The sequence below is a fragment of the Ruegeria sp. AF2 genome (genome assembly GCF_056542025.1).
Map to the genome: position 1 here is coordinate 95,668 of NZ_JBQFZC010000001.1, position 20,559 is coordinate 116,226.

Sequence of the window (20,559 nt, forward strand, 5' to 3'; positions counted from 1 at the left end):
GGCGACAGAACCACAATGACATCGGATGTGTTGGGGAAGGCGTATTTCCACCAAAATGCGCAGGGTGTGTTTGTCGGAAATGACCCCGCGCGCGGGCCTTGGTCAGCCGATCATTGCCATGCTGGGCCAGTCAGCGGATTGATCGTGCGGGCGGCAGAAACCGAAGTTGGCCCTGAGAAGATGTTGACCCGGTTGACCGTCGATCTGCTGCGTCCATTGCCTCTGGCTGGTTTGCGAGTCGCGGCAGAGACGACACGCCATACCAAGACGCTGGCGACCACACGGGTCACCGTACATGATCTGGACGACACGCTTTGCGCCACCGCCACAACCATGCATATGGTGCGCAAAGACCTTGGGGCCGTGCCTAATGTCGAACTGCCCGCGCCCAGGGTCGAAGATATGGTCGATGGCCCGTTTCCGATCGGTGAGATGCGCCATCAGTTGCCCGGTTTTGCCCATCACTCCCAGATCGGCTATCCCGCTGATGGCAAGCAAGGGGCAGGTCCGAAAACCGTCTGGATGCGCACACCTGCCTTGCTGGAAGGAGAGGACCCATCGCCGATCCAAGCGCTCTGCCCGCTTGCGGATTGCGGCAATGGCATATCGTGGAACGCGCCCACATCTGAGATGGGTTTCATGAATACCGACCTGACTGTGCAAGTCCACCGCGAGCCTGTCTCGGACTGGCTGGCCTCTGACTCGATCTCGCACTGGCAACCCTCGGGGATCGGTATGTCGCAGTCAGTTCTTTTTGATACGCAGGGGCCAGTTGGGACGGCTTTGCAGACATTGGTCTTGTTCCCGCCGGAGTAAATGGCGGGATTCTGCAGCCTGGTGTTTAGTCGGATTGCCGATACCCGCTGCGCATTCTATCTTTGCAACATGCGCTGGCTTGCCTTCTCCTTGACCTGCCTTCTGCCGATACCGGCACTGGCTCATCCCCATGTTTTTATCGACACGGGGCTAGAGTTCATGGTCGATGACGCAGGCAACCTGACCCATGTGCGTGTGACCTGGGCCTATGATGAGTTCTATTCATTGCTGGTTCTCGAAGACATGCGACTGGATCAGGATGCAGATGGCGTGCTGACCGAGGCCGAAGAGCAGTTTCTAAGTGGCTTCGACGCGCAGTGGGTCGAAGGTTACAATGGCGATCTGGTCATCCGCATGGGCGAAAATGTGATCCCGCTCTCTGGCCCGCTTGAGCCGCAGGCCACGACCGAGGATGCCCGCATCGTGACCACACATCTGCGCGCGATCGAAGGAGACCCCGTTCCCGCGGATGCGCTGTCGATCAAAGCCTTTGATGAGAGCTTTTATACCGCATACGAAGTGACCCGCCCGGTTCTGGTTTCAGGCCCCACGACCTGCAATATCGAACGCAGCGATCCGGATATCGACAACGAACTGGCCCAGATGCAGGCTTTTTTGCTGACGCTGGATGCCGAGTATGACCTTGAAGAAAACGATATCCCTCTGGTCGGTGAGAAATTCGCAACCGAGATTCGGCTTTCATGTCCAAATACCTGATCGTTCCCGTTGCCATCGCCTGCGGGGTGCTGCTGTGGTTCTGGGGCAGCGGTGGTTTTGACCATCTGGCCGCTTGGGCTGCTGGAGAGCAGCGCGAATTCCAGAACCAGATCGCCCGCGCCCTGCGCGCAGCACGCGCCGAGCAGCCCGAAGCTGTGGCAACGCTACTGACGGTCTGTTTTGCATATGGGTTTTTTCATGCCATCGGACCGGGTCATGGCAAGGTTCTGATCGGAGGATATGGGCTTGGCCGTCGTGTTGCGTTTTGGCGACTTTCTGCAATCAGTGTCCTGTCGAGCCTAGGGCAAGCAGTGACGGCGGTTGTGCTGGTTTATGCCGGGGTATTGGTATTCCAAATGTCACGCGAGTCGCTTGTAGGCACGACCGAACAGGTCATGGCACCGATCAGCTACGGCGCAATTGCCGCTATAGGCCTGTGGCTGGTTTTTCGCGCCATCCGCAGTTTTGCGCGGCGTCACAAAAACCAGGCCTCTCAAACGCACGACCACCATCACCATGCGCATGATCACGACCACCATCATCACGACCACGAGGTTTGCGCTGACTGCGGCCACCGCCACGGCCCGACGGCCGAAGAAGTCGCTCAGGTCGGCAGCTTGCGCGAGGCGTTGATCCTGATCGCTGGTATAGCCGCACGCCCCTGTACCGGCGCGTTATTCGTGCTGATCCTGACATGGCAGATGGGTATCGCAATGGTCGGCATCGCGGGCGCATTCGCCATGGCTTTAGGCACCGCAACCGTCACCACTTTGGTCGGTTGGACATCCTTTGGGTTGCGCGGCGGGTTGCTGGCCTCAGCCTCGGCTACGCGCTTTGCATCGGTACTGGCCCCGACCATCGAACTGGTTGCGGGTCTTATCATCGCCGTGATTGCAAGCGGGCTGCTACTGCGGGCCTTGTAGACTTAGCCAAACACCGGTTCGGGATATCCTACCCGTGCCAGATACAATCCTTGCGGCGGGCAAACCGGTCCACAGGCCGCACGGTCAACCGCCTCAAGCGCATCGCGAACGTCCTCGGGCGTCCAAGCTCCGGCCCCCACGCGCTCCAACGTGCCAACGAAGCTACGTACCTGATTGTGCAGAAACGATCGGGCGCGAACATGGAAGTGGATTTCGGCCCCCGATAAGCCCTGAACCTGTTCCACCCGCAACTCATCCAGTGTTTTGACCGGGCTGGCGGCCTGACAGATCGAGGACCGGAAGGTGGTGAAGTCATGTCGCCCGATCAGCATATCCGCCCCGGCCTGCATCGCTGCAACGTCCAGAGAATGATTGATCTGCCAGACCTGCCCCTTGTCGTGGGTTGCAGGTGCGCGACGCATCAGGATACGGAACAGATATTGCCGCTCAAGCGCCGAAAACCGCGCGTGCCAATCATCATCCACTCGTGCAGCTTGCACGATCGCGACAGGCTGCGGTTTGAGATGATAATTCAACGCCTCAGACAGGCGAAATGGGTCCCATTCTTTGACCAGATCGCAATGCGCCACTTGTCCTAGCGCGTGAACCCCCGCGTCGGTACGACCGGCGGCGGCGATTGTGTGGTCTCCGGGTTCGATCCGCGAAAGCGCTAGTTCGATCGCGCCCTGAACCGAAGGCAGCTCCTTTTGCCGCTGCCATCCGGCAAACGGTTCCCCTTGGTATTCGACTTGCAGCGCGTATCTGGGCATGGGGCGCTGGTATCGCGCCTTGGTCGGACGGGCAAGGGGGCGAAAGCTCTGGCAAGTGCCGCAACCGCTACCTATCTTGGGCAAAACGATAATTGCGGGGCGACAGCTTGGTCATCTCATCATTGGCAGACAGTCTGGTGCGCGGCGTCGAATCCGTGGGTGACCGTGTGTCTGAGACATTCTTCGAACCGGTCATCCGGCTGGGCGTCACGGGATTGGCGCGGTCTGGTAAGACAGTGTTCATCACATCACTGGTCGCCAACCTGCTGGATCGGGGCCGCATGACCGGTCTTGTGGCGCAGCAAGAGGGGCGTGTCACCGCCAGCTATCTGCAGCCGCAACCCGACGACACCGTGCCCCGGTTCGATTTCGAATCCCATCTGTCCGCGCTGACCGGACCAGCGCCGCACTGGCCGGACAGCACGCGTGCTGTTTCCGAGTTACGCCTGTCCTTCAAAGTCAAGCCCGCAGGTCTGCTTTCGGGATTGCAGGGCCCTCGAACATTGCATCTGGACATTGTGGACTATCCGGGTGAGTGGCTGCTGGATCTGGCCCTACTGGACAAATCCTATGAAGATTGGTCGCGGGACACGCTCGAACACATATCCAGTCGCCCACAAGCAGGGGCATTTCTGGCAAAGGTTCAGGCGACCGACCCAACCGCGCCACATGATGAGCCGCAGGCGCAGGACCTCGCCCGCAGCTTCACCGATTACCTGAATGCCGCGCGTGATGCCGGTTTCTATGACTGCACTCCCGGACGGTTTCTTCTGCCGGGCGATCTGGCCGGGTCTCCTGTGCTGACATTCGCGCCGCTCCCGGTGTCGGGGGCGTCAATTCGGCGTTCACTACACCGCGAGATGGAGCGGCGGTACAAGGCGTATAAATCGCGTGTGGTCAAACCTTTCTTTCGCGACCACTTTGCCCGGATCGACCGGCAGATCGTTCTGGTAGATGCGTTGGGGGCAATCCATAAAGGCCCGCAAGCGGTCGAGGATATGCGCCGCGCGATGGCCGATATCCTGTCGGCCTTCCACCCCGGTCGCAACGCATGGCTCAACAGGCTGCTGCTTGGCAAGCGGGTCGAGCGTATCCTGTTCGCGGCCACCAAAGCGGACCATCTGCACCATCTGCAGCACCCGCGCCTGACCGCGATCATTGAGGCCCTGACCCGTGAGGCCCGCGACCGCGCCAGCTTTGCCGGGGCTGAAACTGCGGCCTTATCGTTGGCTTCACTTCGGACAACGACGGAAGAGATGCGCAGCCATAACGGAGTAGAACTGCCATGCGTGCGCGGCACTCTGCTAGATAGCGGTAAGCAGGCGGCCTTTTACCCCGGTGATTTGCCAGAGGACCCTGCCCATCTGCTGGGCCCCGCGCGCAATGGGGCCGAGCGATGGCTGGGCGAGGACTATGGCAATATGGCCTTTGCACCCGCACATTTGACCCTGAATCCCGGTGACGGTCCGCCACATATTCGGCTGGACCGGGCTGCGCAGTTTCTGATCGGAGACCGGCTGTGAACGTGATCCTTCGCCCCGCTCGCAGTACCGATGCCGGAACCACAGGCGCTATTCTGCACGGGTTCGCCCGCGAAAACGACTGGATGCCAGAACTGCATTCTGAGGCCGAGACCATTGCGTTTTGCGGCAGGATGATTGATCTCGGCTGGGTCACGGTGGCCGAAAAGCAGGGGCAGGTGGCCGGATTTCTGGCGTTGAATTGGGACGAAGTGCAGTCGCTCTATCTGGCGACCTCGGCGCGCGGGCAGGGGATCGGGCAGCGATTGCTGGATCGTGCCAAAGCGCAGCGTCCCACGCTCAACTTGTATGCGTTTCAGGCCAATCCTTCCGCATGCCGGTTCTATGAGCGTAACGGCTTTGTCGAGGTCGCACGCGGCGATGGGTCCGAGAACGACGAAAACCTGCCCGACATCAGATATGTTTGGACGCGCGAGGAGTTGGTCGATGGCTAAAGGCCCCGTTTTGATTGATCTGGAAGACGATGCCTCGGCAGTTGATGTCTCGACCGCGCCTCCTGTTCCGGACATCGCGCCTCCGCAGGGGCAGGCGATGCAGGCAGCGGTACGGTTTGCAGCGCGGAAACCTTCGGTTTTAGCGCGTTGGTTCTGGGGGCTGGCACTAGCGGTTGTGGGGGCGGTGGTCTCGGTCGCCGCATGGGATTTTGCCATCTCTCTGCTGGAACGCGCACCAATTCTGGGTTGGATCGTCACCGGTCTGATCGCTGCGCTGTTGCTGGTCGTCCTGATCATTGCACTGCGCGAGTTGGCCGCAATCAGCCGTCTGTCTCGCGTCGACGGGCTGCGGCGCGCGGCGGACACAGCTTTAACAGACGAGGACTTGTCGCAAGCCCGCGCTGTAACCACACGGCTGATTGCGTTCTATAAGGGACGCGATGAAACACGCTGGGGTCGCGACCGTTTGACCGAACGCATGGGAGAGCAATTCGATGCGGCAACCCTGCTGAGCTTGGCCGAAGACGAATTGCTGGCCCCGCTGGACGCTGCTGCCAGCCGCGAGGTCGAGGCCGCAGCCCGGCAGGTTGCCACCGTTACCGCTTTGGTTCCGCTCGCGCTGGCCGATGTCGCGACCGCGCTGGCAAGCTCATTGCGAATGATCCGACGTATTGCCGAAATCTATGGCGGTCGCGCAGGTTTCTTGGGCAGTTGGCGCCTAACCCGCGCCGTATTCGTGCATCTGATTGCAACTGGCGCGGTGGCAGTGGGGGATGATCTTCTGGAGCCGATTTTGGGCGGCTCAGTCCTCAGCAAATTGTCGCGCCGGTTCGGTGAGGGGCTGGTCAACGGCGCGCTCACCGCCCGCGTGGGTGTCGCTGCGATGGAGGTCTGTCGACCTTTGCCTTTCGCGAAACGCCACCAGCCCTCGACCCGTGGCATGATCAAACGCGCGCTCAGCGGGTTGTTCTCTAGGACTTGATCTGGCGCAAGGCCATGCCTGAACCTGTCCTGCATAAACAGGACGGAGCCAGCCATGACCGAACACGGCCACAGCCAGCAAGAGATTTTCGAACGGATCAATGCGCCTCCGGGTCGTGGGGTTCTGCGCGATGTGGTTTATGGCGGCATCGATGGCTCAGTCACGACATTCGCGATCGTTGCCGGGGTTGCCGGGGCAGGTTTATCGCCTTTTGTCATCGTGGCACTTGGGCTGGCCAACGTGCTGGCGGATGGTTTCTCGATGGCGGCGGGCAACTACTCGGGAACCAAGGCCGAGCTCGATAACATCCACCGTATTCGAGCCATCGAGGAACGGCATATCAAGTTGTATCCGGATGGCGAGCGAAAGGAGGTGCGCGAAATCCTCGCACAAAAAGGCCTTTCAGGCAGCGTTCTGGATGACGCGACGGCTGAAATCACTTCGAACCACGACAATTGGGTCGACCTGATGATCGAGGGCGAATACGGGCTGGGCAGCGTCGACCCGCATCCCCTCAAAGCCGCGATGGCGACGTTCTTTGCCTTTCTGATCGCGGGGATGATTCCGTTATTGCCGTTCCTCTTATCCGTTGCAAATGCGTTCACGGTATCAGCCTGGATGACTGCGGGCGTATTCTTTGCCATTGGCGCGATGAAAAGCCGGTGGTCGCTTGCCCCCTGGTGGCGATCAGGCGGAGAAACCCTGCTGATCGGGGGTGCGGCGGCAGCTATCGCCTTCTGGGTTGGCTCGTTGTTTCACCCCTGAATGGTGCTGTTGTCGCGGACGGGGTGATCAGGCTGATCCTCAGAATCTGATCCGCTAGGGTGTTGTAAACCAATGCGAGGCACCTCGTGGCAACGGATCGTCCTGAAAAAACTGTTTTGGTGCTGGGCGCTTATGGCTTCATCGGTGCTGCGGTCGTTCGGTCGCTGCATGCGGATGGCGCCTGTGTGAAGGGGCTTGTGCGCAGCCAGAAGACGGCTGAGAGGGTCCTTCCGGATATTGCGCTGATCTCGGGGGATCTACGTGATTTCAAGTCGGCGGCGGATTGACGGGGCTATCGCGGGCAGCCGAGATACTCTCGCGCAATGGTTGGCCCGTTGGGATTGGCAACGCGAGCGTGGTGTTTTGGTCGATGATCAATATCGCGCAGGGGCTGGCAATCTTGTGGCGTCCGTGGGCCGCGCGCGCTTGCCTCGCGCAGCCTGCAATCGCCGCTTTCTATCTGATCGCCGCCACGGTGACGGTGCCTGAACTGTGGCTCGACCCTTTGGGACCGTTGGTCAAGATAGCACCGGCTTTGATGCTATCACTGATCGCGCGACCCATGTTGGAGAGCCGCTGATGGACCCGGATCTGTTCTTGCGCTGGCTTCACGTGATCGGAGCATGCGTTCTATTGGGCACTGGCGCGGGGATCGCCTTTTTCATGCTGATGGCGCACCGCACAGCAGATGCACGGGTGATTGCTCATACGGTGGGAATCTTGGTGCTGGCCGACACAGTTATTACGGCCACCTCAGTCATTTTCCAGCTGATCACCGGCGTGTTGCTGGCCTGGCAACTGGGCTGGCAACTGGGCTGGTCGCTGTCGGAGGGTCGGATCGCGATGTCACTGCTGCTTTACGTATTGACCGGCCTGTTCTGGCTGCCGGTGGTTTGGATTCAGGTGCGTCTGAGGGATTATGCAACGCAGGCTGATCGGGATGGTACCTCCTTGCCAAGCAGTTACTACAAACTGTTCCGCACATGGTTCGTTTGCGGTATTCCGGCCTTTGCCGCAGTGCTGGCGATCCCTTGGCTGATGCTGGCACGCCCTCACATTCTGCTTTTCTAGGCCGATTACCTGTGCAGCAGGCGGTATCCATGCGGATTTCCAGACTATAAAGCAGCCTGTCTGCACGGTACGTTTGGCGCATCGCATCCCGGAGGTCTCGGTTGGAATCCTTGCTTGTCCTCGTTGGTCTGATTGTTCTGGCCATTCCTGTTTCGATCATCGCTTTGCTGATTGGTCAATCGCGGTTGCGTAAGCGCGTCGATCAGCTTGAGCGGCAATTGGCCAGGCAAATACCGGAAAGCGGCGCCGAAACCTCCAAGGCATCAAGGCCGGAGCCGACGACGACGCAAACCAAGCCTGATCCTTGGGCAGCGGCAAAAACTTCATCTGCCACTGACGAAAGCCCATCGGATGCGCCGCAGGCCGTTGAGGCCGCCGATCCTCCTGCCACCATCGTTTTTCGTGAGGAAAAGATCGCCGCGCTGGGCGCGTGGTTGCGTGAGAACTGGTTCTATGCGGTTTCGGCGCTGTCACTGGCCTTGGCCGGGATATTTCTGGTGCAATACGGGGTTGAGAACGGGCTGTTGCCACCCACCGCGCGGGTCGCCGCAGCCCTGATCTTTGGCCTTCTGCTGATTGGGTCAGGTGAAGTGATCCGCCGCCGCTTCGGCGATGACGAGGACGCGTCGACCGCTTATCTACCATCGGTCTTCTCGGGCGCGGGTCTGGTGACCTTGTTTGGTGGCGTCCTTGCCGCGCGCCAGCTTTATGATCTGATCGGCCCCGAGGCCGCTCTGGCCGGTCTCGTTATCATCGCTCTGTTTGCGTTGGTCTTGGGATGGTTCCACGGGCCGCTGCTCGCCGCCGTAGGCCTAATCGGAGCCTTTGCCGCGCCCTTTATGGTTGGAGGCGCATCGGACGATCCCAGTTGGCTTTATGGTTATTTCTTTATCATCGCCATTTTGGGCTTGGGTATCGATACCGTCAGGCGTTGGGCATGGATTTCCATTCTGACGCTAGTGGGTGCATACGGTGCGGCGTTTTTGCTGGTGCTGTCTTCTCCCTCAACGGAACCGGGGTATCTGATCTGTGTGACAGCACTGGCGCTGATTGCGATGGCGATACCCGTGCGCAGTATCTGGCCCGACCACACCGGCCCGATGATTGCTGAAGTCATTCGGCGACGGAAAGGGATTCCATGGCCCGAGTTTCCAACCCGAATTGCCTTTGGTGCAGTTCTCACCAGTTCCATCATCCTGTCGCTGCATTGGTCGGATTCAAGCGGTGAGTTTTGGCTGGGCGTTGCTCTGTTTACCGCGTTGATACTGGCGCTGATGCTTTGGACAAAAGCTGCGCGTGCTTTGCAGGATGTGACGGTGCTGCCTGCGTTGGGTCTGATCTGGTTTGTTCTGCTGCACGGGTTGGACGGTGGCTCCGTGTGGCGCGGCTTTGCCGACACATACGTGGAAACGGCCGAGGCCGATTATCCTTGGGTAGTCACGCTATTGGTTGCCCTCGGGGCCTTGATCAGCGTGCTCGCTGCGTGGCGGTCCTTCCACGCCGGGCGCTACGCTGTGGTCTGGGCCGGGGGGGCAGCCCTATATGCTCCGACGCTGGCGATCGCGCTTGAAGTCGGTTGGCAGCCTGCAAACGTGATCGGAGCTTATGCGTGGGCCTTACACGCAATCGCAATAGGCGCGATGATGGTGGTTTTGGCCGAACGGTTTGCGCGGGCCGATGGTGAGAAACGGATGCGGCCTGCACTGGCAACTCTGTCTGCGCTATCGTGCCTTAGCTTTGCCTGCATCATCGTACTCAGCTCTGCCGCATTGACCGTAGCACTTGTCGCCATGATTGTTGTGGCCGCGGCGCTGGACCGGCGATTTGTTTTGGCTCCGATGAGTTGGTTCATTTGGGCGGGTGTGTTCACGGTGACCGTACGGCTGGTGCTCGACCCGGGGCTAGATTGGGCCGAAACCGCGCCTTTGATCGAAATGACCTTGGTCTATGCAGTGGCGGTTGCCGGGTTCATCATGGGGTGGGCGTTGCTAAGGTCCTTGGACCGCCCGATTGCCTCATTGCTGCTTGAAAGCGCAGCCTGGGCAACGGCGGGAATACTGCTATCGCTCTTGTTGCTGCGCTGGCTGGAAAGCTTCGGAGAAGGCGGCGCTACAGACAGCCACTGGGGGCTGGGGCTGCTTGCAGTGATCTGGCTGCTGCTGGCTTTTGCACAAATACAGCGGTTCGAGCTTGGCGGTAAGCTGAACTACGCGCGTTACGCGCTCGCGGCGTTCTTTGCGGCACACGGCATGATGCGTCTGGTTCAGGCTTTGTCTGAGGCTAACCCGTTGCTCGACCCATTTGCCGATCCCGTGCTCGGCCCGCCGGTGCTGAACACGTTGGCGGTGGCCTATCTGTTGCCTGCGCTGGCCATCGGCTTCTCGGCTTGGCGCGTCGTGACGCAGCCCGTGCTACTGAAGCAGATCAGTTATGGGGTCGCCGGTGCCCTGATCGCGTTTTGGCTGGGGCTTACAATCCGTCATGTCTGGCAGGGGGCGGGTGGCATGTATGAAGGCAACGGCGTCACCCAGCCCGAGCTTTATTCATACACTATCACCTTGTTGGTGGTCGGCGCAGGGTTGTTCTACCAGTCGCTGGCCCGCCGGTCCGATTTGATGCGCAAGGCCGGTTTGGCCGTGATTGGCGTCGCGGTGGCCAAGGTGTTTCTGATCGATATTGCCGGATTGGGCGGGCTGATCCGGGTGTTTTCGCTGTTGGCGCTCGGTCTCGCACTGGCGGGTCTCGCATGGCTCAATCGCTGGGCCAAGCTGCGCCATTCGTCGCAAGACCCGGAACCTCTGGACCATTGAGAGCAGGCGTCCTATAAGCGCGGCCATGTTTGACCGGCTGGCCATCATTATTCGAATTATATCCCCGGCGCTCTGATATCGCGAGACGCCGGGCAAAGGTGCTTGAGTTATCGCACTGACCGCTTCGATCCATACACGACCAGAACATCCTGAGGACGCCCCAAATGTGCGCCGAAACACCTGACTACAAAGACACGCTGAACCTGCCGAAAACCGAATTCCCCATGCGTGCAGGCCTGCCCAAGCGCGAGCCAGCATGGCTGGACCGCTGGGAAAAGATCGGCGTCTATGACCGCCTGCGCGAGAAAGAGGGCCGCAAGCCTTTTACCCTGCATGACGGCCCTCCTTACGCGAACGGCCATCTGCATATCGGCCACGCACTGAACAAGACCATCAAGGACATGATTGTTCGGTCCCATCAAATGATGGGCTACGATTCACGCTATGTACCTGGCTGGGACTGCCACGGTCTGCCCATCGAATGGAAGATCGAGGAACAGTATCGCAAGAAGGGCAAGAACAAGGACGAGGTGAACATCGTCGACTTCCGTCAGGAATGCCGCAAGTTCGCCGAAGGCTGGATCGACATCCAACGTGAAGAGTTCAAGCGTCTGGGTATCACCGGCAACTGGCCCGATCCCTACATCACGATGGACTATCACGCCGAGGCCGTGATCGCGGATGAGTTCATGAAGTTCCTGATGAATGGGACGCTTTATCAAGGCTCGAAACCCGTGATGTGGTCGCCCATCGAGAAGACGGCTCTGGCCGAGGCCGAGGTCGAGTATCACGACAAGGAAAGCTTCACCATCTGGGTGAAGTTCAAGGTTGTAAACACCGGCGATGTGACGCTGGACAACGCTTATGTGGTGATCTGGACGACGACCCCATGGACGATGCCCTCGAATAAGGCCGTGGTCTATGGCGAGGATATCTCCTACGGTCTCTACGAAGTCATCGGCCGCCCCGAGGAGTGCTGGGCGCGGATCGGTGAACGCTATCTACTGGCCGATGACCGCGCGGCGGATGTGTTTGCCCGCGCGCGTCTGGACGATACGATGTACCGCCGCCTGTGTGATGTCACGCAGGAGGATCTTGCCAAGATCCAACTGGCACACCCGCTGGCCGGGGCCGAAGGTGGCAATGGCGAATGGGACGACATCCGCGATTTCCGCGCCGCTGAGTTTGTGACCGACACCGAAGGCACCGGCTTTGTCCACTGCGCGCCGTCGCACGGGATGGAGGAATTCGAGCTTTACCGTGATCTGGGGATGTTGGAACAGGTCATCACTTACAACGTGATGGATGATGGCAGCTTCCGCGCCGATCTACCGTTCTTTGGCGGTAAATACATCCTGTCCCGCAAGGGCGGTGAAGGCGATGCGAACAAGGCCGTCATCGACAAGTTGGCCGAGGTTGGCGGGCTGCTGGCGCGTGGCAAGATCAAGCACAGCTATCCGCATTCGTGGCGCTCGAAGGCGCCGATCATCTACCGCAACACGCCGCAGTGGTTTGCCTCTGTCGACCGCAAGCTGGAGGACGGCATGGGTGAGATGGGCGACTCCATCCGTGAACGGGCCCTGCGCTCGATTGATGAACTGGTGAAATGGACGCCGCAGACCGGCCGCAACCGTCTATATTCCATGATCGAAACACGCCCGGACTGGGTTCTGTCGCGCCAACGCGCCTGGGGCGTGCCGCTGACCTGCTTCACCAAGAAGGGGGCATTGCCGACCGACGCGGACTACCTGCTGCGCAATGACGAACTCAATGCCCGCATCAAAGCCGCGTTTGAGAAGGATGGCGCAGACGTCTGGTACACGGACGGGTTCAAGGAGAAGATCCTCGACGGTATCGCGAACCCCGACGACTACGATCAGGTTTTTGACGTGCTGGATGTGTGGTTCGACTCTGGCTCGACCCACGCCTTTGTGCTGCGTGATCGTGAGGACGGGACCGCGGACGGCATCGCTGACGTCTATATGGAAGGCACCGACCAGCACCGCGGGTGGTTCCATTCGTCGATGCTGCAGGCTTGCGGCACCAAGGGGCGGGCACCATACCGCAACGTAGTGACCCACGGATTTACGCTGGATTCCAAGGGCAACAAGATGTCCAAATCGCTGGGCAACACCATCGTGCCGGAAGAGGTCGTTAAACAATACGGCGCCGATATCCTGCGCTTGTGGGTGGCTCAGACCGATTACACCGCCGACCAGCGGATCGGACCGGAGATCCTGAAAGGGACAGCCGACAGCTATCGCCGCCTGCGCAATACCATGCGGTTCATGCTGGGCTCGCTGGCGGACTTCACCGAAGCGGATCGGGTTGCGCCTGAAGATATGCCGCGCCTGGAGCGCTGGGTGTTAAGCCGACTGGCCGATCTGGATGAGCAGGTGCGCAAAGGTTATGCAGCATTTGACTTCCAGGGTGTATTCAGCGCCGTATTCACATTCGCCACGGTTGATCTGTCATCGTTCTATTTCGATGTCCGTAAAGACGCGCTTTATTGCGACGGTGACAGCCTACGCCGCCGTGCCGCGCGGACTGTGCTGGATATCCTATTCCACCGTCTGACCACATGGCTGGCCCCAGTTCTGGTCTTCACTATGGAAGAGGTCTGGCTGGAACGGTTCCCGGCCGATGATAGTTCGGTCCATTTAATGGATTTCCCTGAAACGCCCGCTGATTGGCGCCATGAAGAACTGGAAGCCAGCATGGCCAAAGTCCGCCGCGTGCGCCGCGCCGTGACCGCAGCGCTGGAAATTCAGCGGCAGGACAAGGTGATCGGATCCAGCCTTGAGGCCGCACCGATCGTGCATGTCGAAGATCAGGAAACCCGCGATCTGCTTGCGACCTTCGACGTGGATGACATGTGCATCACTTCTGGTCTGGCCGTCACAGGCGATCCGGCCCCGGCTGAGGCGTTCCGTGTGCCAGAAATCGAGGGCGTAGCTGTAGTGTTCGAAAAAGCCCAAGGTGACAAATGCCAGCGCTGCTGGAAAATCCTTCCTGATGTTGGGCTGCACGCCCATCCGGGCGTATGCGGGCGCTGTAACGAGGCGCTGAGCTGACATTCGAACGGAGCGCGAGAGAGAGATCGATGATGCGAGGCTCAGCCTCGCGCTCCGAGGTATTTTTGGCCAGATGAAGAGGCGGATAGTCAGGATTCGGGTTGCAGGTGTGGTGAAACATCTGCAACCGTTCTCTTATGCCGATGATCGCCGTAGAAACTCAGTTTGGTTGCCTTGGTGTCGAAGAGACCAGCGGCGCCATCACGCGTCTTGTCTGGAATGGCCGTGACGAAGGTCTAGCCACCCCGGTTCTGCGAGAAGCGGCGGCGCAGTTGCGTGCCTATGACGAAGGGCGTTTGCAGCAGTTCGAACTGCCCTACCGGATCAAGGGATCGGAATTTCAGCGTCAGGTGTGCGATGCCATGTATGCTATCCCATTTGGTGATACGCGCACCTATGGCGAGTTGGCTAACGACCTTGGCTACTCGGCGCAGGCGGTTGGGCGCGGATGCGGGGGAAATCCCATCCCCATCATTATTCCCTGTCACCGGGTTCTGGGTGCAGATGGGAAGATGGTTGGTTTTTCAGGCCACGGCGGTGTTGAGACCAAAGTGGCTCTGCTGCGTCACGAAGGTGCTGCCAGCCTGTTGATCTGATCGGTACTTATCTGTTGCAATCGGAGCGGCACGGCCCCAACCTATATCGAATAGTGAATTTGAAGGACCGAATTGAATGACCGGCCAGACAGACCCCGCCGCACGCAAGAAAGCCATCATCGATCATCTGATGTCTTTGGAAGAACAGGAACTGGCAACCGCACAGGCACATTATGATGCCTTCCTTAAGGACTCGCAGTTGGATGACCGAGAAGGGCATGACAAGGACGACATCGCTGCCTCGCGCGAGAATGCAGATCTGGCGGCCGCCTTTGATGCGCCTGTTCATGCGCATCACGCCAAGATTGACGTGATCGAGAACACCGATTTTGGCCTCACGGATACGGTGCAGCCCGGCGCCGTAATCAAGTTCAACAATCGCCGCTTCGTCGTATGTGTCTCAACGACTCGGTTTGAGGTGGACGGCAAAACCTACATGGGCATTTCGACCCAAAGCCCGATCTATCTAGCTATGGTTGGCCTGCAAGAGGGTGACGTGTTCACCCATAACGGGACTGAGTTCGAGGTTCAGGAAGTCTTGTAATCCCGGGCCTTGCGCGGCGGAATGATCTGCTGCGCAATACCGGCCGAGACCAAATACAAGCTGGTGATCACCAGCCCCCAATGGGCCCAGCTTTCGGGGTGAAAGTCGACCCAGGCGGCCCAGCCTGCAAAGAATGTCCAAGCAAAAGCCATAGGCAATGACAGGGTGCGCCAACGCTCGGTCCGGACTGGGTGAATGAATTTCAGCGGCAGGAACATTGCGACAGACAGCAAGGTGACCAGCAGCAGGATGACCCAGAAGTTGGGCTCCAGGGCGAAGATCACAATGACGAACATGTTCCAGCAGCCTGGAAAGCCAGAGAAGGAATTATCCTTGGTTTTCATACGTGTATCCGCAAAGTACATCGCACTTGCAAAGGTGATGACGATGATTGCGAACCAGCCGGTCCAACCGTCCATCAGACCCGATTTGAACAGGGCAAAGGCAGGGATGAAAACATAGGTCAGATAGTCGATGATCAGGTCCAGCAAGACTCCGTCAAACTCGGGTGCGTTCTTCTTAACGTGATAGTGCCGCGCCAGCGGGCCATCGATGCCATCGACGATGAACGAGACAACGAGCCAGAGATACATCAGGCTCCATTTCTCTTCGACTGCTGCCAACATGGCGAGCATTGCGAAAACGGCACCTGTAGCGGTGAAGAGATGAACGGAAAGCGCTTTGAATCTGAGTGTCATGGTGGTGTCATGACGGAAGCAAGGCGCAGATGCAAAGCAAAAAGGGTCTTTGCTTCAGGCTTTTGGGTGCGTGCGGTTATAGACTTCCATCAACCGGGCCGTATCGACTGCGGTATAGGTCTGCGTGGTCGAAAGCGAGGCGTGACCCAAAAGCTCTTGGATCGCGCGCAGGTCGCCACCCGCAGACAGCAGATGGGTGGCAAAGCTGTGGCGCATCGCGTGCGGGGTGGCTGTTGCGGGAAGGCCAAGTTGCATCCGTGCCTTGGCGACCACAGCCTGAATGATTCCGGGGTTGAGCGGGCCGCCCCTGACACCTCGGAACAACGCCTTATCGGGGGATTGCGGATGTGGGCAGAGGTGAAGATAGCGATCCACCGAAGCCCGAGCGGCAGGCAAGACCGGTACGATTCTTTCCTTATCGCCCTTACCCGATATGCGCAGCGTTTCTGGCAGAGGAGCGTCCACACCGGTCAAAGACAACGCCTCGGAAATCCGCAACCCGCACCCGTAGAGGAGCGTCACAACCGCAACATCCCGTGCAGCGACCCAGTCCGATGAGGATTGTAGCTCGACCGTGTCGATCATTGCGCGCGCGGCATCTTCGGCCAGGGGTCGGGGCAGTTTCTTGGTAAATTTAGGCGCTCGGGTGGACAGCACCGCAGTAGGTTCGAACCCTTCGCGTTCGGCCAACCAGCGATAGAAGGTTTTGACGGCAGAAAGCTTGCGCGCCAGAGATCGCGCGCCGACATCAGAATTTCGCTGCTCTGCCATCCAGGCCCGCATGTCAGAAACGCTGATGCGTTCCAGCGCGGCCAGCCCTTGGCGCTCGCTGTGATGCAAGGTCATGAAGGACAGGAATTCTGTCACGTCGCCGCGATAGGCGTTGAGCGTATTTTCAGACCGCCCCGCCAGCGCCCCCAGACTGTCCAGCCAATGCTGCAGAGCATCGCGGCAGGCTGGGGAAATCAGGCTCACGACAGCCAGTGGCGCATAGAGCGTTCGAACACGCCGGCAAAGAAGGCAAGAAGATCAGTGCCAAGCTGAGGTGAGAAATGCCTCGGATCGCGCGCGCCCATGACAATCATGCCGGGTAGGCGGCCAGTGCCAAGATCGAGTTTCAGGCAGGCCTCGGATCGTAGCTGATCGGCTTGTTTACCGTAAACTTGCGGATTGGGATGGCGGATTTCGCGCAAGGTAACCTCGCGCGGCTGACCGTTGCGGTCAGCGGTCAGATAGCTATCGATAAAGCCGGGCTCAGCCACAGTCAGCACGCCGCCGAGCTGGTTCACTACCGGATCATCGCGTACGACGGTTGTTTCGAGGACCAGAGTGATGTGATCGACACGCAGGATTTCGGCCACGTCATTGCCTAGCGCGCGCAGGAAATCCTCGAACACGGTTGGCTCCAACAGGCGAAGAATGGCGCGATGCACCTGATTTGTGCCCGCCAAGTTCTCATACGCGGCAGCGATCACCGAGCGATGAGTGTCCTCAAGGCGGTCAAGACGCGCCTCAAGCCGCTGCATGGCGATACCGCGCAGGTCGATAACGTTGTCACCACGCGCCTGCTCATTTGCAGCCACCAAGGCCTGCATCAGGTCTTTGTCATCCAGCACGGCGTCAGGCTCAGCCAGAATTGCGGCGCGGAGATTGTCCTTGAGTTTAGGATCGCTGCTCATGTCCCGTCCGGTCGTTTTTTTTTGTTTGGCGGGCTTATAACATGGGTCGCTGGATTTGCCTTGGGAAAAATGCACGCGAAAGGCGAATTTCGTCGCTGCTGTGGCGGGCGCTCCCGCCTGCCCGGCGCTGATCAATGATCAGCTTTTGCCGTTGGGCCGGGCGCGGTGCCTGATGGCACCGCGCGGCAATGCTTGGGATCAGAGGATTTTCTGACCTGTCTTGGCCCAGTCGGCCAGGAAAGTTTCAAGGCCTTTGTCGGTCAGCGGGTGGTCGGCCAGTTTTTTGATCACGCCCGGAGGTGCTGTAATCACGTCAGCCCCGATGCGGGCACTGTCGGTCACGTGGTTTACGGTGCGGATCGAGGCGGCGAGGATTTCGGTCTCGATCCCGTAATTGTCATAAACTTGGCGAATATCTGCGATCAGGTCCATGCCATCGAGGTTGATATCATCCAGACGTCCGATGAACGGCGAGATGAAGGTCGCGCCCGCCTTGGCGGCCAGAATGGCCTGATTGGTCGAGAAGCACAGGGTCACGTTGACCATCTGGCCTTCGTCGGTCAGTGTTTTACAGGTTTTCAAACCGGCCCATGTCAGCGGCACTTTGACTGCGATGTTGGGCGCGATCTTGGCCAGCTTACGGCCTTCGGCGATCATGTCGTCGGCCTCGGTGGCGACAACTTCGGCCGAGACGGGGCCGTCGACCAGATCACAGATCTCTTTGGTGACTTCCAGAATGTCGCGGCCCGATTTCAGGATCAGCGAGGGGTTAGTGGTTACGCCGTCCACCATGCCCAGATCGTTCAGTTCGGCGATGGCGTCGATTTCGGCGGTGTCTACGAAGAATTTCATGAGGGCAGTCCTTTGATGGGTTGGCCTTGGTCGCGGATGGCTTTACCTCAAAGAGACCCATGCTGGAACCCCCTGCGAAGGATATGCCGTGAGCGCTAACGGATTTTTCGACGAAGGAGAGCTGGTTGCGGTGCTGACCACGCAGCCGCTGGACCGGACGTTGGATTACAAAGCGCCCGAGGGCGGGTGCTTTCTTGGGGCGTTTGTCGAGGTGCCCTTGGGCCCGCGCAAAGTCTTGGGTGTGGTTTGGGGGCCGGGGCAGGGTGGTTTTGATCTGGCCAAGGCGCGGTCGGTGAACCGGGTGCTTGAGGTCGCGCCGATGCGTGAAGAAATGCGGGTGTTTCTGGGGAAAGTGGCTGACTACACCCTGACGCCGATGCCTGCGATGCTGCGGCTAGCAACGCGCGCGCCGGGGTTGGGCGATCCGCCCTCAATGCGCAAGGTTTATCGTTTGGGCGGTGGTCAACCGGACCGAATGACCGACGCACGAATGCGGGTACTTGAAGTTTTGCGAGACTATGGCGGCTTGGCCTTTACGCTGAAGGAACTGGCCGAGCAAGCGGGGGTCACATCTTCGGTCATTAAGGGGTTGGTCAAACAGAACGCTGTGCGTGAAGAGGACAGCCCGCGTGATCTTCCCTATCCTCATCTTGATCCTGAATTGCCGGGAAAGGACCTGACCGAGGATCAGGCGGAGGCCGTGATGCGGCTTCAGACCGGGCAACGGACGGGAGATTATGGAACGACTCTTCTGAAGGGAGTGACGGGTTCGGGCAAGACCGAAGTTTATCTTGAGGCGGTCGCCCAGGCCCTGCGCGTGGGGCGGCAAGCACTGGTCTTGCTGCCCGAGATCGCGCTGACGGCTGAATTTCTGACCCGTGTCGAGGCGCGATTTGGTGCGCGTCCGGCGGAATGGCATTCGGGCGCGACCATGACTGAACGTCGCCGGGTTTGGCGGATGGTCGGTCAGGGTGATGCGCAACTGGTCGTTGGTGCCCGGTCAGCACTGTTTCTTCCATTTCGCGATCTTGGTCTCGTAGTTGTCGATGAAGAACACGACACCTCGTACAAACAAGAAGATGGGGTGCATTATAGTGCGCGGGATATGGCCGTTCTGCGTTCGGCCATCTGCGGAGCGCGGGTGATTCTGGCCAGCGCGACGCCTTCACTGGAAAGCTGGGCCAATGCCGAGGCGGGTAAATACGAACGGCTGGACCTGACCTCGCGTTTTGGTGCAGCAGTCCTGCCCGAAATGAAGCCGATCGACATGCGCGCCGAGCAGATGCAGGCCGGGACTTGGATTTCCCCCTCGCTGCGGCAGGCGGTGCAACAGCGTATCGAACGCGAAGAGCAGTCACTGCTGTTCATCAACCGCCGTGGCTATGCGCCCGTGACACTATGCCGGGCGTGCGGGGAGCAGATTGCCTGCGATCATTGCGACGCGCGAATGGTTGAACACCGGTTCCTCAAGCGTCTGATGTGCCATCAATGTGGTGAGACCAAGCCAATGCCAGAGGCCTGCCCATCCTGCGGGGTCGAGGGTAAACTGGCACCGGTCGGACCCGGGATTGAACGGCTGGCAGAAGAAGCCGAGGCGGCGTTCCCCGAAGCCAAGATCGCTATGCTCAGCTCTGATCTGTTTGGTTCGGCTCGTGCCCTGAAGGCCAAGATCGAAGAGATTGCCGAAGGCGATGCGGATATCGTTATCGGGACGCAGCTGGTGGCCAAAGGACATAATTTTCCAAAGCTGACACTGGTTGGGGTGATTGATGCGGACCTCAGCCTGCATGGGGCTGACCTGCGCGCGGCGGAACGAACTTTTCAATTGATGCGGCAGGTGTCGGGCCGGGCAGGTCGTGCGGAAAAACCGGGGCAGGCGTTGTTGCAGACATTCCAGCCGGAACATCCGGTGATCCGGGCGATTCTATCGGGCGATGAAGAAGGGTTCTGGAAGGCTGAAGCCGCCGGGCGTCAGGCCGCCGGGGTGCCGCCTTATGGTCGAATGGCCGGGATTGTCCTGTCTGGCCCCGAGGTCGGGCCGGTCTTCGACATCGGCAACGCCATGGCGCGCAACGATGCGCCGTTGCGCGATGTTGGTGCTCAGGTATTTGGCCCGGCTCCAGCCCCGATCGCGCGCATACGCGGGCGTCACCGCGTCCGGCTGTTGGTCAAAGCCCCGAAAGGTGCGCCTATTCAGGACGCCATCGCCCGCTGGATCGCCCCGTTGAAGTTGAAAGGCGATATCCGCCTGACCGTGGATATCGATCCGCAAAGCTTCTACTGACCC

General features: G+C 59.5%; 20 protein-coding genes. 15 read left to right on the forward strand and 5 right to left on the reverse strand.

Translation table 11 applies throughout. The features are described 5' to 3' along the window. The first annotated feature begins 15 nt into the window (after positions 1-15). From ACR0NM_RS00430 to ACR0NM_RS00440, 3 genes are all read left to right on the forward strand, one after another. Positions 16-816, forward strand: coding sequence for a thioesterase family protein (locus tag ACR0NM_RS00430; RefSeq protein ID WP_170397449.1), 801 nt, complete (start codon positions 16-18; stop codon positions 814-816). Positions 817-885: 69 nt separating this feature from the next. Further along, complete coding sequence (locus ACR0NM_RS00435; RefSeq protein WP_170511583.1) at positions 886-1,533, forward strand: DUF1007 family protein; 648 nt, start codon at positions 886-888, stop codon at positions 1,531-1,533. Continuing rightward, positions 1,518-2,456 (forward strand): nickel/cobalt transporter, encoded by a 939-nt coding sequence (locus ACR0NM_RS00440; RefSeq protein WP_480612719.1) that lies wholly within the window; start codon positions 1,518-1,520, stop codon positions 2,454-2,456. Before ACR0NM_RS00435 ends, ACR0NM_RS00440 begins: the two co-directional genes overlap by 16 nt. Before the next feature lie 2 nt (positions 2,457-2,458). On the opposite strand, the gene truA is transcribed toward ACR0NM_RS00440, so the two are convergent. After that, on the reverse strand, positions 2,459-3,226 hold the full coding sequence (truA, locus tag ACR0NM_RS00445) for a tRNA pseudouridine(38-40) synthase TruA (RefSeq protein ID WP_170612086.1): 768 nt from the start codon (positions 3,224-3,226) through the stop codon (positions 2,459-2,461). 107 nt (positions 3,227-3,333) lie between these two features. On the opposite strand from truA, the gene ACR0NM_RS00450 reads away from it, so the two are divergent. The 11 genes from ACR0NM_RS00450 to ACR0NM_RS00500 all read left to right on the forward strand — a co-directional run bounded on the left by ACR0NM_RS00450 (position 3,334) and on the right by ACR0NM_RS00500 (position 15,043). Beyond that, positions 3,334-4,749, forward strand: a complete 1,416-nt coding sequence (locus ACR0NM_RS00450; protein ID WP_480612721.1) for a YcjX family GTP-binding protein — start codon at positions 3,334-3,336, stop codon at positions 4,747-4,749. After that, complete coding sequence (locus ACR0NM_RS00455; RefSeq protein ID WP_480612723.1) at positions 4,746-5,201, forward strand: N-acetyltransferase family protein; 456 nt, start codon at positions 4,746-4,748, stop codon at positions 5,199-5,201. Before ACR0NM_RS00450 ends, ACR0NM_RS00455 begins: the two co-directional genes overlap by 4 nt. Continuing rightward, positions 5,194-6,183, forward strand: coding sequence for a YcjF family protein (locus ACR0NM_RS00460; protein WP_480612725.1), 990 nt, complete (start codon positions 5,194-5,196; stop codon positions 6,181-6,183). The genes ACR0NM_RS00455 and ACR0NM_RS00460 overlap by 8 nt, the downstream gene beginning before the upstream one ends. 54 nt (positions 6,184-6,237) lie before the next feature. Beyond that, complete coding sequence (locus ACR0NM_RS00465) at positions 6,238-6,948, forward strand: VIT1/CCC1 transporter family protein (protein WP_170404431.1); 711 nt, start codon at positions 6,238-6,240, stop codon at positions 6,946-6,948. Positions 6,949-7,034: 86 nt separating this feature from the next. Further along, positions 7,035-7,235 carry an NAD-dependent epimerase/dehydratase family protein gene (locus tag ACR0NM_RS00470; RefSeq protein WP_170397433.1) on the forward strand — a complete coding sequence of 67 codons (201 nt, stop codon included), beginning with the start codon at positions 7,035-7,037 and terminating at the stop codon, positions 7,233-7,235. Then, positions 7,232-7,528, forward strand: a complete 297-nt coding sequence (locus tag ACR0NM_RS00475; RefSeq protein WP_480612727.1) for a DoxX-like family protein — start codon at positions 7,232-7,234, stop codon at positions 7,526-7,528. The genes ACR0NM_RS00470 and ACR0NM_RS00475 overlap by 4 nt, the downstream gene beginning before the upstream one ends. Continuing rightward, on the forward strand, positions 7,528-8,019 hold the full coding sequence (locus ACR0NM_RS00480) for a DUF2269 family protein (RefSeq protein WP_480612729.1): 492 nt from the start codon (positions 7,528-7,530) through the stop codon (positions 8,017-8,019). Before ACR0NM_RS00475 ends, ACR0NM_RS00480 begins: the two co-directional genes overlap by 1 nt. Before the next feature lie 101 nt (positions 8,020-8,120). Beyond that, positions 8,121-10,829 carry a DUF2339 domain-containing protein gene (locus ACR0NM_RS00485; protein WP_480612731.1) on the forward strand — a complete coding sequence of 903 codons (2,709 nt, stop codon included), beginning with the start codon at positions 8,121-8,123 and terminating at the stop codon, positions 10,827-10,829. Positions 10,830-10,993: 164 nt separating this feature from the next. Further along, positions 10,994-13,903 (forward strand): isoleucine--tRNA ligase, encoded by a 2,910-nt coding sequence (gene ileS / locus ACR0NM_RS00490; RefSeq protein WP_480612733.1) that lies wholly within the window; start codon positions 10,994-10,996, stop codon positions 13,901-13,903. Between the two features lie 137 nt (positions 13,904-14,040). Continuing rightward, entirely contained in the window at positions 14,041-14,499 is a 459-nt protein-coding gene (locus ACR0NM_RS00495) for a methylated-DNA--[protein]-cysteine S-methyltransferase (RefSeq protein ID WP_170397424.1), read from the forward strand. Between the two features lie 76 nt (positions 14,500-14,575). Then, a complete protein-coding gene (locus tag ACR0NM_RS00500) occupies positions 14,576-15,043 on the forward strand; it encodes a hypothetical protein (protein WP_170397423.1) in 468 nt (155 codons plus the stop codon). Here ACR0NM_RS00500 and ACR0NM_RS00505 read toward each other — a convergent pair. From ACR0NM_RS00505 to fsa, 4 genes are all read right to left on the reverse strand, one after another. Further along, the gene (locus tag ACR0NM_RS00505) at positions 15,028-15,741 is read right to left on the reverse strand and encodes a CDP-alcohol phosphatidyltransferase family protein (protein ID WP_170397421.1); all 714 of its coding nucleotides are present in this window, start codon (positions 15,739-15,741) and stop codon (positions 15,028-15,030) included. The genes ACR0NM_RS00500 and ACR0NM_RS00505 overlap by 16 nt on opposite strands. Before the next feature lie 54 nt (positions 15,742-15,795). Next, positions 15,796-16,716, reverse strand: a complete 921-nt coding sequence (locus tag ACR0NM_RS00510; RefSeq protein WP_170397419.1) for a tyrosine recombinase XerC — start codon at positions 16,714-16,716, stop codon at positions 15,796-15,798. Further along, positions 16,713-17,420 (reverse strand): DUF484 family protein, encoded by a 708-nt coding sequence (locus ACR0NM_RS00515; protein ID WP_170397417.1) that lies wholly within the window; start codon positions 17,418-17,420, stop codon positions 16,713-16,715. Before ACR0NM_RS00515 ends, ACR0NM_RS00510 begins: the two co-directional genes overlap by 4 nt. Before the next feature lie 198 nt (positions 17,421-17,618). After that, complete coding sequence (gene fsa / locus ACR0NM_RS00520; protein WP_480612735.1) at positions 17,619-18,272, reverse strand: fructose-6-phosphate aldolase; 654 nt, start codon at positions 18,270-18,272, stop codon at positions 17,619-17,621. 88 nt (positions 18,273-18,360) lie between these two features. Here fsa and ACR0NM_RS00525 point away from each other — a divergent pair, with 88 nt between their 5' ends. Then, entirely contained in the window at positions 18,361-20,556 is a 2,196-nt protein-coding gene (locus tag ACR0NM_RS00525) for a primosomal protein N' (protein WP_480612737.1), read from the forward strand. The last annotated feature ends 3 nt before the right edge of the window (positions 20,557-20,559 follow it).

Excerpts from the sequence above, each read along its gene's own strand:
- ileS (WP_480612733.1), top strand. The coding sequence starts at position 10,994 with ATGTGCGCCGAAACACCTGACTACAAAGACACGCTGAACCTGCCGAAA.
- ACR0NM_RS00435 (WP_170511583.1), top strand. The coding sequence starts at position 886 with ATGCGCTGGCTTGCCTTCTCCTTGACCTGCCTTCTGCCGATACCGGCA.
- ACR0NM_RS00505 (WP_170397421.1), bottom strand. The coding sequence starts at position 15,741 with ATGACACTCAGATTCAAAGCGCTTTCCGTTCATCTCTTCACCGCTACA.
- ACR0NM_RS00500 (WP_170397423.1), top strand. The coding sequence starts at position 14,576 with ATGACCGGCCAGACAGACCCCGCCGCACGCAAGAAAGCCATCATCGAT.
- ACR0NM_RS00430 (WP_170397449.1), top strand. The coding sequence starts at position 16 with ATGACATCGGATGTGTTGGGGAAGGCGTATTTCCACCAAAATGCGCAG.
- ACR0NM_RS00515 (WP_170397417.1), bottom strand. The coding sequence starts at position 17,420 with ATGAGCAGCGATCCTAAACTCAAGGACAATCTCCGCGCCGCAATTCTG.
- ACR0NM_RS00495 (WP_170397424.1), top strand. The coding sequence starts at position 14,041 with ATGCCGATGATCGCCGTAGAAACTCAGTTTGGTTGCCTTGGTGTCGAA.
- ACR0NM_RS00480 (WP_480612729.1), top strand. The coding sequence starts at position 7,528 with ATGGACCCGGATCTGTTCTTGCGCTGGCTTCACGTGATCGGAGCATGC.
- fsa (WP_480612735.1), bottom strand. The coding sequence starts at position 18,272 with ATGAAATTCTTCGTAGACACCGCCGAAATCGACGCCATCGCCGAACTG.
- ACR0NM_RS00460 (WP_480612725.1), top strand. The coding sequence starts at position 5,194 with ATGGCTAAAGGCCCCGTTTTGATTGATCTGGAAGACGATGCCTCGGCA.
- ACR0NM_RS00465 (WP_170404431.1), top strand. The coding sequence starts at position 6,238 with ATGACCGAACACGGCCACAGCCAGCAAGAGATTTTCGAACGGATCAAT.
- truA (WP_170612086.1), bottom strand. The coding sequence starts at position 3,226 with ATGCCCAGATACGCGCTGCAAGTCGAATACCAAGGGGAACCGTTTGCC.
- ACR0NM_RS00440 (WP_480612719.1), top strand. The coding sequence starts at position 1,518 with ATGTCCAAATACCTGATCGTTCCCGTTGCCATCGCCTGCGGGGTGCTG.